Genomic DNA, 13610 nt, shown 5'->3' with positions numbered 1-13610 from the left:
CGCGACGGCCAAAATCCATTTCAACGACGGGCGCAGCGGGCGAGGAAAATACACGACGGTTCCGGTCCTTTGAGACCCGCCTTCGAGAAGGAGGTCTTGCGATGTGACGTACGGGTTTCAAGCGTGTCCGGCGCCGCATTGCGGCGATGCAAACCTATACCCGCTTGCCAGCTGAGAACAGAGGGCGGCCAATTATATCGTGGACGAAATCGGCTGAATTTCGGCAGCCGCCTCAATTGGAAAGGGGAGAATTATGGTGCCTCGATGCCGGCGCGCGCCTGGTCCTGGACCATGAACTGGGCCCGCGCGAGTTCGGCAAAACGCCCGCCTTTCGCCACCAGTTCATCGAAAGTTCCGCTTTCGATCACCCGTCCCTGGTCGAACAACAGGATGCGGGTAGCGTAGCGGATGGTCGAGAGACGGTGCGCGATCACGAAGGTGGTGCGGCCCTTCATCACTTCGTCGAGAGCAGCATTGACCTTGGCCTCGGTGACGGCGTCGAGCGCGCTGGTTGCCTCGTCGAGGATCAGGATCGGCGGATCCTTGAGCAGCGCACGCGCAATCGACAGCCGCTGCCGTTCACCGCCGGACAGCATGCGGCCGCGCTCGCCGGCATGGGTGTCGAACTTCTTTTCGCTGCGCTCGATGAAATCCAGCGCCTGCGCGCGCGCCGCGGCGATGCGCAGTTCCTCATCGGTCGCATCGGGCTTGCCGACGCGCAGATTGTCGGCGAGCGAGCGGTTGAACAGCAGCGCCTCCTGGAACACCACGCCGATGTTCCGCCGCAGCGCCGTCAGTTTCAACGCGCGTATGTCCATACCGTCGATCTCGATGATGCCGGATTGCGGGTCGAACGCGCGATGCAGCAGCGCGATCGCGGTGGATTTGCCGGCGCCGGTCGAGCCGACCAGCGCGATGGTCTGGCCGGGCAATGCGGTGAAGGTGAGGTCCTCGATCGCCGGCCGCTTGCCGTCATAGGAGAACGAGACGTCGTTGAACTCGACCAGCCCGGACAGCCGCCCGGGATCCACCGCGCCCGGCCGGTCGCGCACCGCCGGCACCGCATCGAGCACGTCGAAGAATTCCTGCAGGCGCGGCGCTTCCATGAACACATTGTTGATGAAGCTCACCACCTGCTCCAGCTTCTGGATCAGCATGGTGGCGAACGAGACGAACATCACGATCTCGCCGACCGTGGTGAGGCCCTCATTGTGAAGCGCGATGCCGACCGTAAAGATCGCGAGCACCGTGATCGTGGTCGAGGCGCGCGTGATCACGGTAACCAGCGCCCACCATGACAGCACCGGCATCTGCACCGCGAGCAGCTTGTCGGCGACGTAGCGCAGGCCCTGCACCTCGGAATCGATCCGCACGAAGCTCTGCACCAGTGCGACATTGCCGAGCGCGTCGGAGGCGCGCGCCGACAGGTCGCTGTAATAGGCCTCGACCTCGCTCTGCATGCCGTAGGTCTTGCGCACCACCAGCGTGGTCAGCACGGTGAACACGACGCAGAGTGCGAACAGCAGGATCGCCATCCGCCAGTTGATGTAGAGCGCCAGCGGCAACAGCACGATCAACGACATGATGGCGGCGAAATGCTCGCGGAAGAAGCCGAGCCAGAGCCGCCATAGCGCATCGGTGCCGTTCAGCATCACCTTCATCAGCCGCCCGGAATGGGTGCCGGAGTGGAAGGTCAGCGGCAGCTGCAGGATGTGCTCGAAATAATCCGTCAGCACGGCCTGGCGCTGGCGGTGCGCGAGCCGGTCGGCCTGCAACGCGACGATCGCGCTGCAGCCGATCGTGAACAGGCCGAACGCCGCCCAGGCCGCGAGCAGCGGCCAAGCCGAGGAGGTCGCCAACAGCCCGGTGACCGGCCGGCCCGACAGCACGTCGACGATCTTGCCGAACAGCACCGGCTCGGCGAATTGCGCAGCGGCGAGCAGCATGTTGGCGGCGGCCAGGATCCAGCCGAGCCGCGCCTCCTTGCCGAGCAGTTCGAGGACGCGGGTATAGAGGCGAAGCATGGACATGCCGGCGGGACTCGTCAGCGGTGGGCGCCCGGTCAGGCGGGACGCAATTTAATCAGGGTTCGGGATGCAGGGCTAGCGGGCGATGACGCATCGCGCTCCGCGCTTTGCCGGGCATGACGACTGCGCAGAGGGGCGACTTTCAATTCACCAGCCGGCCATCGATCGGCGGCAGGAATTGGTCGTCGAAGATGTCGGCAGCGTGCGGCCGCTTCTGGAATTTGAACTCCTCCGCGAGCTGGTCGAGCGATCGCTCGAAGCGCTCCGCCTCGATGCCGCCGAGGCCGTCGCGCTTCACCTCGCCGGTCAGGACGTTGTCGCGGATGATGGCGCCCAGCCGCTCGAGCTCCAGGTCGCGCGAACCGCCATCCATCCGGCTCACCACCTCGCTCGCCGCGCGGGCCGGGTCCTTGACCATGAGGTTGGTGCCGCCGATCACCGCGCGCACGAACCCTTTCACCGCGTCCGGCTTCGCCGCCGCAAGGCGCGGGCTGACGATCACGGCAAAGCCATAGGCTTCGCAGCCATAGTCGGCGAAGCGCAGCACCGCGAGGTCATCGGCGGGCACGCCGCGATCGCGCAGATTGATCGCCGAGAGATAAGAGAAGCCGGTCACGGCATCGATTTGGCCTGCGGAAAGCATCGGCTCGCGCACCGCGGCGCTGATCGTGCTCTGCTTCACGCTCGCGAGCCTGATGCCGTTCTGCCTGGCGACCGCGGGCCACAGCCGGATCGAAAGGTCGCCCTCGGCGACGCCGAGGTTCTTGCCCTGGATGTCGGTCAGCGCCTTGATGCCACGGCTCTTGCGGGCAATGATCGCATAAGGCGCCTGGTTGAACAGCACGAACACCGCCTTGACGGGGGCAGCACCTGGCTTGTCGCGAAAGCGGATCAGCGAGTTGATGTCGACGAGGGCGAAATCGCTTGAGCCGTCGGCGACGCGCGCGATGGCGTCCGCCGAGCTGGTGGCGACGTTGGTGCCGACCGCAAGGCCCTCGGCGCTGAACAGGCCGCCGGCCGACGCCATCACGAATGGGGCCGCGGCAGCATCAAGCGGACGGTCGAGCGTGAACTGGATGGTGAGCGGCTGCGGCGCATCGCCGGCGCGCAGCGGTGTGACGGCCGGCCACACGCCGCCCGAAAGGCCGATCATGCCGGCCAGTATCCAGCGGAGAACGGTGGTCCGACTTACCTGCATCATGACATCCGGGAGGCGAGACAAAGTGCCGCGCCGGCTGCGCCTGCTTCATGACATCGAATGCGCCAGGGCAGGGTGCAATTCAAGCATCAATTTCAAGCGTTCTTTGCCGGCATCCTGCCCCAGGCAAGGTGAACGGCCGATGACTGCCTCGATTTCACCTCAGGTTGTTCAGCTTGCATTCGGTTTGGGGAACCTAATCTAGAGGCAGTGGTTAGCTCACCAGGTCCGTCGGGCCGGCTTCCACAAAGGATGACTACAATGTTTGCGCGAAAGGGTGTTTTTTCGTCCATTGGCCGCGCAGCCACATTGGCAACGGTTGCCGCGGTGGCATTGACGGCCGTTGAGCCGACGATGGCGTTCGCAGGCTCTGCTCCGGCGGGCAAGGCTGCCGCTGTAACGACATCGCACGGCACGAGCGGCGCGACCGACATCAGCGCGCGGCGTCGTTACTATGGCGGAGGTGGCGCGGCTGCTGCGGCCGTGTTCGCCGGGATCGTCGGCACGGGTCTGGCGATCGCCGCAACCCAGAGCCGCCGCGACTATTACGACTCCTACGACTACTACGGTGGTCCCGGCTACTATGGCGGTGGTCCCGCCTATTATGGTGGTGGCCCGGTCTATTATGGCGGCGGACCGTATTATGGTTATCACGGCTACTACGGGCGCCGCTCGCAGCTGCCCTATACGCCGTACTGACGCCGCATCGGCGGTTCTTGGAACTGTCACAAAGATCGAAATCCACCGGCTGCAAGGCCGGTGGATTTTTCAATTGCGCCGTTAACACGCTGGCGAGGCATTTCGACTAGGCTCGAACGATGAGTGATTCGATCGAACGGCTTTACGAGGCGGTGATCGCGGCCAGGGATCTTGATCCGGCCACGTCGCGCACCGCACGGCTGTTCCAGCGCGGGCCGGCCAAGATGGCCAAGAAGCTCGCCGAGGAAGCGGTCGAGGTCGTGATCGACGCCGTCAGCGGCAAGCCGGACGCCGTGATCCGCGAGAGCGCGGACCTGCTCTACAATCTGACAGCTCTGTGGGCCTCGGTCGGCGTGAAGCCGGAGGATGTCTGGCGCGAGATGGAGCGGCGCGAGCGGCTGCTCGGGATCGCCGAGAAGCTGCCGAAGTCGCCCGTTAAGCTGCCCAAGACCGCGCCCGTTCCGGTGGTTCGGCGTCGAATTGTCGCGCTGGAGAACCGGCTGCGCAAACGGCAGTCGTAAATCAACCAAATTCGATCCATTCCCGGCATGGACAAATCCGCTCCATGATGGTTCATCGCGCCCATGTTGAAACGGATTTACGACTGGTGCGTCGCGGCGGCCGACAAGCCCTACGCACTCTGGATTCTCGCGGCCGTCGCCTTCGCCGAGAGCTCCTTCTTCCCGATCCCTCCTGACATCATGCTGTTGCCGATGTCGCTGGCGCGGCCGAAGCGGGCCTGGTGGTTCGCGGCCGTCTGCACCGTCGCGTCGGTCGCCGGCGGCGTGCTCGGCTACGCCATCGGCGCGCTGCTCTACGACTCGCTCGGGCAGTGGCTGATCCATCTCTATGGCCTTTCCGACAAGGTCGATGCGTTCCGCGCCTCCTATGCCGAGTGGGGCGCCGTGATCATCCTCGTGAAGGGGCTGACGCCGATCCCCTACAAGCTCGTGACGATCACGTCGGGCTTTGCCGGCTACAACATCTGGCTGTTCATCCTGTGCTCGATCGTCGCACGCGGCGGCCGCTTCTTCTTTGTCGCGGTGCTGCTCAACCGCTATGGCGATGTCATCCGCGCCGAGCTCGAGAAGCGGCTCGGCCTGTGGGTCGCGATCGGCGCGATCGTGCTGGTGCTGGGCTTTGTTGTCGCATTCAAGCTGATCTGACCAAAGTTCTAGCTGTTCGCGTCTTTGCTCGCGGACAGCTTCGGACTACGGTCGTTGCGTTGGCTGATGGAATCGACGACCGGTGAACCTCGCGAGACTCAATCCCGCCACGGCGCGCGTTGCGATGGCGGGCCTTGCGCTGTCGATGGCGCTGCCTGCGACCGACAGCGCACGGGCGCAGACTGCGCCGCCCGCCCTCGGCGTGCAGTCGCCGGCGCAGCAGCCTGCTCAGTCTCCGCAGCAACAACAGATCGAGCTGCCGCCGGCGCCGGTCGAGCGCGAGAATCCCGGACTGATCAACGAAATCGGAAAGCTGTTCGAGAAGTCGAAGTCGGCGCTGCCGCCGTTGAAGAGTCCCAGCGAGACCATCAACGATCTGTCGAACATCGCGCGCCCCTCGACGATGGTGACCGGGCGCGCGGCCTGCGTGGTGGCCTCGAACGGCGCGCCGGACTGCAAGATCGGCGCCGACCGGCTGTGCCAGAGCAAGGGGTTCAAGGAGGGCAAGAGCATCGATACCGACGCCTCCGAGAAATGCTCGCCGCTGGTCTATCTGCCGGGCCACAAGCGCGGGCCGAATGACTGCAAGACGGAAAATTTCGTGACACGGGCGGTCTGCCAATAAAGGTGGTCGAAACCGCGTCTGGGATGCCAGATGTGCCCGAGAACACCGCATTTGGATGAGGTTTTGTCATCCTTTTTGCAGCGCCGTAACGCAATACTTGACACTGGAAAGATTGCCTTGTTGGTATGACGGTCAGCATTCGAGACCAACCAACTTGAGGATCCGCCGCCAATGTCCATGCCTGCTCTGTTCAAGGGCCGCCTGTCTCTTCCCGTGATCGGGGCGCCGCTGTTCATCATCTCGGTGCCCGACCTCGTCATCGCCCAGTGCAAGGCCGGTGTAGTCGGCTCGTTTCCGTCGCTGAACGCGCGGCCGCCGGAACTGCTCGACGAATGGCTGTACCGGATCAAGGAAGAGCTCGCCGTCTACGACAAGGCGCATCCGGAGCGGCCGTCAGCGCCGTTCGCGGTGAACCAGATCGTGCACAAGTCGAACAACCGGCTCGATCACGACATGGCGCTTTGCGAGAAGCACAAGGTGCCGATGATCATCTCCTCGCTCGGCGCGCGCGAGGAGCTCAACCAGGCTGTCCACGGCTGGGGCGGCATCGTCTTCCACGACGTGATCAACCAGAAGTTCGCGCACAAGGCGATCGAGAAGGGCGCCGACGGCCTGATCCTGGTCGCGGCCGGCGCCGGCGGTCATGCCGGCACGCTGTCGCCGTTCCCGTTCGTGTCGGAGACGCGGCAGTGGTTCGACGGGCCGATCGCGCTGTCGGGCACCATCGCCAATGGCCGCGCCATTCGCGCGGCGCGCATTGTCGGCGCCGACTTCGCCTATATCGGCTCCGCCTTCATCGCGACCAAAGAGGCAAATGCGGTCGAGGGCTACAAGAGCATGATCACCAATTCGTCCGCCGAGGACATCGTCTACTCCAATCTGTTCACCGGCGTGCACGGCAATTACCTGAAGCCGTCGATCGTCGCCGCCGGCATGGATCCGGAAAACCTGCCGACCTCCGATCCCTCGAAGATGAGCTTCGGCACTGACTCGTCGGGCGAGCGCGCCAAGCCGAAGGCCTGGAAGGAGATCTGGGGCTCCGGCCAGGGCGTCGGCAGCATCTCCAAGGTGGTGCCCGCGGCCGAGCTGATCGCCCGCTTCAAGAAAGAGTATGACGAGGCGGTCGATCCGGCGCTTGGTTGATGGAGCCGATCTTTCGCGTTGACGGCGACCGCGTCGTCACCAGTCCCGATGCCGCGGGTCCATGGGACCCGCGGATGCAGCACGGGTCCGCGCCGGCCGCGCTGGTGGTGTGGGCCGCAGAAGCGATTCCCACGCCGGTGCCGATGCGGATCGCGCGGGTCACGATCGACCTGATGCGTCCGGTGCCGGTGGCGCCGCTGACGGTCTCGAGCGAGATCCTGCGCGACGGCCGCAAGATCCAGCTCTGCGGCGTCAGGCTGCTCGCCGATGGCGTTCTCGTCGTCTCGGCCACTGTGCTGAAGATCAAGCAGCAGGCGGCCGAGCTGCCGCCGGATGTCGCAGCCCGTCCGGTCGATCTGCCAGGCCCCGACGAAAGCATGGTTGAGCCGGGTAATCTCGCGAACAGTCCGTTCGTGAAGAACATCTCGATGCGCGCCGCGCGCGGCCGCTTCGGCGTGCTGGGCTCGGGCGCGATCTGGTTCCGCGTCAACCAGCCGCTGATCGCTGGCGTGGCCGTCTCGCAGGCGATGCGTGCGGTGGTCGCCTCGGATTTCTCCAACGGCGTTTCGCCGGCGCTCGATTTCAGCCAGTGGACCTTCATCAACGCCGATCTCTCCGTGAGCCTGGCGCGCGAGCCGGTCGGCGACTGGGTCCTGCTCGACAGCGAAACCTGGATCGGGCCTGACGGTGCCGGGCTTGCGATGTCGCGGCTCGCCGACACCAGCGGCTATTTCGGCCGGGCAGTGCAGAGCCTGGTGATCGAGCCGCGGTAGCCTGATCACAGTCGATCGCGCCGAAAAACTGCGCTCGGACGGGTTGCCTTCCGCAGAAATGGCCCCCGGCTGGAACCTATTGATCCCGCCCCGCTTTAGTAGCCGTTAGGGGGATTCATGAATTCAGTTCCAACGCCAAGCGGCATTGCAAAATCGGGAATTTGGGGACTGGACGATGTCCTGTCTGGAGGATTTTCCCGTGGACACCTGTTCCTCGTCGAGGGCGCACCCGGCACCGGGAAGACCACGATGGCGCTGCAATTCCTGATGGAAGGCGCGCGTGCCGGTGAAAAGTGCCTCTACATCACCTTGTCGGAGACGGAGCAGGAACTGCGTGGCGGCGCTGCTTCACATGGCTGGTCGCTCGGTGATGGCATCGAAATTTTCGAGCTGCTGCCACCTGAAAGCCTGCTCGATTCCGAGCAGCAGCAGAGCCTGCTGTATTCGTCGGACCTGGAACTTGGCGAAACGACCAAGCTGATATTCGAAGTGATGGAGCGTACACGGCCGCGCCGGGTCGTGCTCGACAGCCTTTCCGAGATCAGGCTGCTGGCACAAAGCTCGCTGCGGTATCGGCGGCAGATTCTCGCGATCAAGCATTCCTTCGCAAGGTTCGATACCACGGTGATGCTGCTTGACGATATGACCGCCGAGCTTGCCGACAAGACGGTGCATAGTATTGCGCACGGCGTGGTCCGGCTTGAGGAGTTGGCTCCGGCCTATGGTGCGGAGCGGCGGCGGGTACGCATTACCAAATATCGCGGCACCAAATTCCGCGGCGGCTATCACGACGCGACCATCACGACCGGCGGGGTAAACGTGTTTCCACGGCTCGTCGCCTCCGAGCACCGCAAGCGATTTGTGCGTGGCCAGTTGTCGAGCGGGATCCGCGAGCTCGACCAACTTCTGGGCGGCGGTATCGACAAGGGTTCCAGCACGCTGATACTGGGGCCGGCGGGCACCGGCAAGTCGCTTGCCGTGATCGTCTTCGTCGTGGCCGCAATCGCGCGTGGCGAGCGAGCCGCCATGTTCGTGTTCGATGAAGAACTTGGCTTGTTGTACGCGCGCATGAAGGGGATGGGTATCGACCTCGAAGAGATGCAGCGGACGGGAAATCTCTTTGTCGACCAGGTCGACGCCGCTGAACTGTCGCCCGGCGAATTTGCCCATCGGGTGCGTAAGCGGGTCGACGAGGACGCGATCAAGACGGTCGTGATCGACAGCCTCAACGGCTATCAGGCCGCGATGCCCGAAGAGAATTCACTGATCCTTCACATGCACGAACTGCTGCAATACCTCAACCGGCAGGGCGCCGCGACCTTCATGACGGTGGCGCAGCATGGTCTGGTCGGCGACATGAAGGCGCCGATCGATGTCACCTATCTTGCCGATACGGTGGTCCTGCTGCGCTACTTCGAGGCGATGGGCAAAGTGAGGCGCGCGATGTCGATCATCAAGAAGCGTACCGGCACGCATGAGAACACGATCCGCGAATTTCGCATCGATAACCGCGGCCTGACGATCGGAGCGCCGCTGGAAGGTTTCCAGGGCGTCTTGCGCGGCGTTCCGCTCTATGTCGGGGAGGGCCAGCCTCTGTTGGAGGACAGCGAGTGAAGCCGGGCGTATCGTCGGAGCGCGCTATCATCCTCGCGCCCACCGGACGCGACGCCTCCGTTGCCGCCGCCCTGATCAGGGAGGCAGGCTACTACGCTAATCTCTGCACGGACCTCGCAGGGCTCATGCATGAGATCGAGGGTGGCGCGGGACTTGCCGTGATCGCCGATGAGGCGATCAAGACAGCGGATCTGCGAAGGCTGGTGAATTGGCTGAACGATCAGCCCTCATGGTCGGATTTTCCGATCGTGCTGTTGACCCGCCAGGGCGGCGGCCCCGAGCGTAACCCGGACGCGATGCGGCTCGGGCAAATTCTTGGCAACGTCACCTTCATCGAGCGCCCGTTCCATCCGACCACTCTGGTGAGCATCGTTGGCTCCGCGGTCAGGGCCCGGCGCCGGCAGTATCAGACCCGCAGCATTCTGGAAGACCTCACCGAGAGCGAGAGCCTGCTGCAGACCGCGATGGATGCGGGTCACCTCGGCGCGCTGGAATTGCATCTTCCCCATTTCGAACTTGAGGCTTCCAGTACCTGCAAATCTTATTTCGGGCGGCGCGGCGGTGAGCAATTCACCTACGAGGACCTGCTCGAAGCCGTGCATCCCGACGACCGGGCGCGGCGGCTCGCGATCGTGCAGGAGACCATCGACACAGGCCGGGATTACCGCATCGAGTACCGCGTGATCTGGCCCGACGGTTCGCACCATTGGGTCGACGTCCGGGCTCGCGCGGTGCGCCGTCCCGACGGCGGCATCAAGTCGCTGGTAGGGGTGTGCTCCGACATCACCGCGCGCAAGACTGCCGAGATCGAGCGCGAGACCCTGTTGGCGCAGCTCGCCGTCGAACGCACCGCGCTTGCGGAACTGAGCGCGACACTCGAACAGCGCGTTGAGCAGCGTACCGCCGACCTGATGCAGGAAGTCACCGCGCGTGAAAGAGTGCAGGATCAGTTACGACAGTCGCAGAAGATGGAGGCGATCGGCCAGCTCACCGGCGGCGTCGCGCACGACTTCAACAATCTGCTGATGGCGGTGATGGGCAATCTAGATCTGCTGCGCAAGCGGATGCCGGAGGACCCGCGCCTGCGCCGGCTGGTCGACGGCGCGTTGCAGGGCGCCGAGCGCGGTGCCTCGCTGACGCAGCGGCTCTTGGCATTCGCACGCCAGCAGGATCTGCGCGCGGTGCCGGTCGATCTCGGCGCGCTGGTGCGCGACATGAGTGAATTGCTCGAGCGCTCGCTCGGGCCGCGCATCACGCTGCGGTTCGACATTCCGGACGGACTGCCGGCGGCCTGCGTCGATACCAACCAGCTCGAGCTTGCGGTGCTCAACCTTGCGATCAACGCGCGCGATGCGATGCCGGATGGCGGCGTGATCGAAATCCGCCTCGCGGCCTGGCAGGCCAAGAATGACCAGGCCAAGAATGACCAGACCAAGAGCGATCCCGCGCTGCGGCCGGGCAACTACCTGAAACTGTCGGTGGTCGACAGCGGCACCGGCATGTCGCCGGACGTGCTGAAGCGGGCGATAGAGCCGTTCTTCTCGTCAAAGCCGGTGGGCAAGGGGACCGGGCTCGGCCTGTCGATGGTGCATGGGCTCGCGGTGCAGCTCGGGGGCGCGCTGCAGCTGTCGAGCGCGGTCGGCAAGGGCACCACGGCCGTGCTGGTGCTGCCGGTCGCGACTGCCCTGCCGGCGGTCGAGAGCCCGGCGCCTGCGGCGGAGAAGGTCAAGCGCTCGGCGGTGATCCTGCTGGTCGACGACGATCCGCTGATCGCGATGTCGACCATGGAGATGCTTGAGGACCTCGGCCATCGCGTGATCGGCGCCAGTTCCGGACAGCACGCGCTCGATATCCTCAGGAGCGATCAGGAGATCGATCTGATGATGACCGATCACGTGATGCCCGGCATGACCGGCATCGAGCTGGTCGCGGCCTCGCGCAAGGTGCGGCCGGATCTCCCGGTCCTGCTCGCCACCGGCTATGCCGAATTGCCCGACGGCATCCAGGTCGACCTGCCGCGGCTTGCAAAACCCTACCACCAGGATCAGCTGCGCGAGCGGCTCGATCAACTGCTCGGGCAGGGGACGAGGCAGCACACGGCCGCCGCTAGCGCCGATAGTCTCGCCACCCCTTCCACTCTCTCACCGTCACCCTGAGGTGCGAGCCCTGCGGCGCACTTGCGCCGCTTGGCGAGCCTCGAAGGGCGACGGCCCGGCTATCGCCGCGAGAGCCTGAGACGCAATCTGAAATATTGGGGCCGTGCATCCTTCGAGGCGCGCAGGAGCGCGCACCTCAGGATGACGGTGATAGACGTGGTCGCACTGCCGCCTCACCCCACCATGCGGTCGCGGCCGGTCCAGAAGCGCGCCTTCAGCACCTTCTTGTCGACCTTGCCGACGCCGGTCATCGGCAGCTCCTTGACGAACTGGATCTGCTTCGGCGCGTGCGCCGAGCCCTTCTTCGCCTTCACGAGGCTGATCAGCTCGTCGGCGTCGGGCACAGCGCCCTCGCGTGGCACCACGACGGCGGTGACGGCCTCGCCCCATTTGTCGTCGGGCACGCCGACCACCGCGACCATCGCGACGTCGGCGTGTTGCGACAAGACATCCTCGACTTCGCGTGGAAAGATGTTGAAGCCGCCGGAGACGATCATGTCCTTCTTGCGGTCGAGGATGAACATGTAGCCGCGCTCGTCCTTGCGGGCGATGTCGCCGGTGTGCAGCCAGCCGCTCTTCAGCGTCTCGGCGGTGATGTCGGGCCGCTTCCAGTATTCGGCCATCACATGCGTGGCGCGCACGCAGATCTCGCCGGCCTCGCCGGTCGCGACCTCCTGGTCGTCCTGATCGAGGATCTTGACCTGGCAGGCGGCGATCGGGAAGCCGCAGGACAGGAACAGCTCCGGCGTCTTCGGATCATGGTCGGCCTTGCGCAGCACCGAGACCGGATAGCATTCGGTCTGGCCGTAGAGTTGCGAGAACACCGGGCCGATCCGCTCGATGCCCTCGACCAGCCGGCTCGGCGACATCGCGGATGCGCCGTAGAGCAACAGCTCGAGCGAGGAGAGGTCGGTTTTGGGCAGCACCGGATGATCCAGCATCACATAGATCATGGTCGGCACGAACAGCGTGAAGTTGATCTTCTCCCGCTCGATGGTCTTGAACACGGCCTCTGGATCGAACCCCTTCAGCATGTGCACGGTGCCGCCGCGCATCAGCGTCGGCAGCACCTTGGTGCCGGCGACATGGCTGATCGGCGCCACCGTCAGGTAGCGCGGCGTCTCCGGAATCTCGAAGTCGGCAAGGATGGCGGCGGCGAAGCCGCCATATTCGCGGTGATAGCGCAGCGCGCCCTTGGATTTGCCGGTCGTGCCGCCGGTGTAGTTCAGGGTCGAGATGTCGTCCTCGCGGGCGAAGTTTTTCGCGGTCGCGCTGCCGGCGTCCTCGACCACCTGCAACAGGTCGGCGCCATAATCCGCCGGGCCGAGTGTGAACACGGTCTTCAGGCCGGCGGCCTTCGCGGCGAGCTCGCCGCCACGATCGCGAAACGTGATGCCATCGACGATCAGCATCTCGGCCTCGGAGTCCTCGATCTGGAACAGCTGGTCGTCGAGCGAGCCGAGCGGATGCAGCCAGGTGATGGCGAGCCGCGACAATTGCGCGGCGACGCCGGCGCACCAGCTGTCGGCGCGGTTGGCGGTGAGCAGCGCGACGCGGGTGCCCGGCGCAAAGCCGAGCCGCATGAACACGCTCTGCATCCGTCCGATCAGGTCGGTCGCGCCCTGGTAGCTGAGCGAGCCGCCCGGCCACGCGAAGGCCGTGCGCGACGGATAGCGCGCCAGCGCCCGCAAGGTCTGCTCGCACACCGCCGGAAATGCATAGAGCGGATTGCTCATCTCGTTGTCCCTCCCGCTTTGTCTTTGGCTTCTCTCGTGCCAATGTTGGCGCAACGCTAACACAATGATGCAGGGAAGAAACAACTTGTCCGCTGATCCTCTCGCGCGTTTTCGCAATCGCCTCCGGCTGCCGCTGATTGCCGCGCCGATGTTTCTGGTGTCGGGCGTCGAGCTGGTGGTAGCGGCCTGCCGCAACGGCGTGATCGGCTCGTTTCCGACGGTGAATTGCCGTGAGACGGAACAGCTCGATGCGTGGCTCGGCGACATCGCGCGCCGCCTGCAGGCGCATGCCGACGCAAGCGGCAGGGCGGCGGCGCCGATCTGCCCGAACTTGATCGTGCACCGCTCCAACACGCGGCTGGCGCAGGATCTCGCGGTGCTGCTGCGGCACAAGCCCGAGCTTGTGATCACCTCGGTCGGTTCGCCCGCGCCGGTGCTCGCACCTCTGCACGATGCCGGCGCGCTTGTCTTCG

The 13610-nt window shown here is 64.9% G+C and carries 12 protein-coding genes; 9 read left to right on the top strand and 3 right to left on the bottom strand.

What is annotated here, in order from left to right:
* Nucleotides 1–251 precede the first annotated feature (251 nt).
* The gene (locus H8B02_RS24030) at nt 252–2030 is read right to left on the bottom strand and encodes a glucan ABC transporter ATP-binding protein/ permease (protein WP_229168555.1); all 1779 of its coding nucleotides are present in this window, start codon (nt 2028–2030) and stop codon (nt 252–254) included.
* A gap of 139 nt (nt 2031–2169) precedes the next feature.
* Entirely contained in the window at nt 2170–3225 is a 1056-nt protein-coding gene (locus tag H8B02_RS24025; protein ID WP_229168554.1) for an ABC transporter substrate-binding protein, read from the bottom strand.
* A gap of 261 nt (nt 3226–3486) precedes the next feature.
* On the opposite strand from H8B02_RS24025, the gene H8B02_RS24020 reads away from it, so the two are divergent.
* The 8 genes from H8B02_RS24020 to H8B02_RS23985 all read left to right on the top strand — a co-directional run bounded on the left by H8B02_RS24020 (nt 3487) and on the right by H8B02_RS23985 (nt 11401).
* Nucleotides 3487–3924 (top strand): hypothetical protein, encoded by a 438-nt coding sequence (locus tag H8B02_RS24020; protein WP_229168553.1) that lies wholly within the window; start codon nt 3487–3489, stop codon nt 3922–3924.
* A 119-nt stretch (nt 3925–4043) separates the two neighbouring features.
* Entirely contained in the window at nt 4044–4445 is a 402-nt protein-coding gene (gene hisE, locus H8B02_RS24015; RefSeq protein ID WP_229168552.1) for a phosphoribosyl-ATP diphosphatase, read from the top strand.
* A gap of 63 nt (nt 4446–4508) precedes the next feature.
* A complete protein-coding gene (locus H8B02_RS24010; RefSeq protein WP_212314108.1) occupies nt 4509–5090 on the top strand; it encodes a YqaA family protein in 582 nt (193 codons plus the stop codon).
* A gap of 124 nt (nt 5091–5214) precedes the next feature.
* Complete coding sequence (locus H8B02_RS24005) at nt 5215–5715, top strand: hypothetical protein (protein WP_229168566.1); 501 nt, start codon at nt 5215–5217, stop codon at nt 5713–5715.
* Nucleotides 5716–5886: 171 nt separating this feature from the next.
* Nucleotides 5887–6858, top strand: a complete 972-nt coding sequence (locus H8B02_RS24000; protein WP_229168551.1) for an NAD(P)H-dependent flavin oxidoreductase — start codon at nt 5887–5889, stop codon at nt 6856–6858.
* Complete coding sequence (locus H8B02_RS23995) at nt 6858–7631, top strand: thioesterase family protein (RefSeq protein ID WP_229168550.1); 774 nt, start codon at nt 6858–6860, stop codon at nt 7629–7631. The genes H8B02_RS24000 and H8B02_RS23995 overlap by 1 nt, the downstream gene beginning before the upstream one ends.
* Nucleotides 7632–7748: 117 nt before the next feature.
* On the top strand, nt 7749–9245 hold the full coding sequence (locus H8B02_RS23990; protein ID WP_229168549.1) for an ATPase domain-containing protein: 1497 nt from the start codon (nt 7749–7751) through the stop codon (nt 9243–9245).
* Entirely contained in the window at nt 9242–11401 is a 2160-nt protein-coding gene (locus tag H8B02_RS23985) for a hybrid sensor histidine kinase/response regulator (RefSeq protein WP_229168548.1), read from the top strand. Before H8B02_RS23990 ends, H8B02_RS23985 begins: the two co-directional genes overlap by 4 nt.
* 173 nt (nt 11402–11574) lie before the next feature.
* Here H8B02_RS23985 and H8B02_RS23980 read toward each other — a convergent pair whose 3' ends face one another.
* The gene (locus H8B02_RS23980) at nt 11575–13137 is read right to left on the bottom strand and encodes an AMP-binding protein (RefSeq protein WP_229168547.1); all 1563 of its coding nucleotides are present in this window, start codon (nt 13135–13137) and stop codon (nt 11575–11577) included.
* 64 nt (nt 13138–13201) lie between these two features.
* On the opposite strand from H8B02_RS23980, the gene H8B02_RS23975 reads away from it, so the two are divergent.
* On the top strand, nt 13202–13610 hold a 409-nt coding region (locus H8B02_RS23975), incomplete at its 3' end, for an NAD(P)H-dependent flavin oxidoreductase (protein ID WP_229168565.1).

This window comes from Bradyrhizobium altum, assembly GCF_020889705.1.
GTDB classification, from domain to species: domain Bacteria; phylum Pseudomonadota; class Alphaproteobacteria; order Rhizobiales; family Xanthobacteraceae; genus Bradyrhizobium; species Bradyrhizobium altum.
This window is presented reverse-complemented; position numbering and strand designations above follow the sequence as displayed.

Excerpts from the sequence above, each read along its gene's own strand:
- hisE (WP_229168552.1), top strand. The coding sequence starts at position 4,044 with ATGAGTGATTCGATCGAACGGCTTTACGAGGCGGTGATCGCGGCCAGG.
- H8B02_RS23990 (WP_229168549.1), top strand. The coding sequence starts at position 7,749 with ATGAATTCAGTTCCAACGCCAAGCGGCATTGCAAAATCGGGAATTTGG.
- H8B02_RS23980 (WP_229168547.1), bottom strand. The coding sequence starts at position 13,137 with ATGAGCAATCCGCTCTATGCATTTCCGGCGGTGTGCGAGCAGACCTTG.
- H8B02_RS24000 (WP_229168551.1), top strand. The coding sequence starts at position 5,887 with ATGTCCATGCCTGCTCTGTTCAAGGGCCGCCTGTCTCTTCCCGTGATC.
- H8B02_RS24020 (WP_229168553.1), top strand. The coding sequence starts at position 3,487 with ATGTTTGCGCGAAAGGGTGTTTTTTCGTCCATTGGCCGCGCAGCCACA.
- H8B02_RS24025 (WP_229168554.1), bottom strand. The coding sequence starts at position 3,225 with ATGCAGGTAAGTCGGACCACCGTTCTCCGCTGGATACTGGCCGGCATG.
- H8B02_RS24010 (WP_212314108.1), top strand. The coding sequence starts at position 4,509 with ATGTTGAAACGGATTTACGACTGGTGCGTCGCGGCGGCCGACAAGCCC.
- H8B02_RS24005 (WP_229168566.1), top strand. The coding sequence starts at position 5,215 with ATGGCGGGCCTTGCGCTGTCGATGGCGCTGCCTGCGACCGACAGCGCA.
- H8B02_RS23995 (WP_229168550.1), top strand. The coding sequence starts at position 6,858 with ATGGAGCCGATCTTTCGCGTTGACGGCGACCGCGTCGTCACCAGTCCC.
- H8B02_RS24030 (WP_229168555.1), bottom strand. The coding sequence starts at position 2,030 with ATGTCCATGCTTCGCCTCTATACCCGCGTCCTCGAACTGCTCGGCAAG.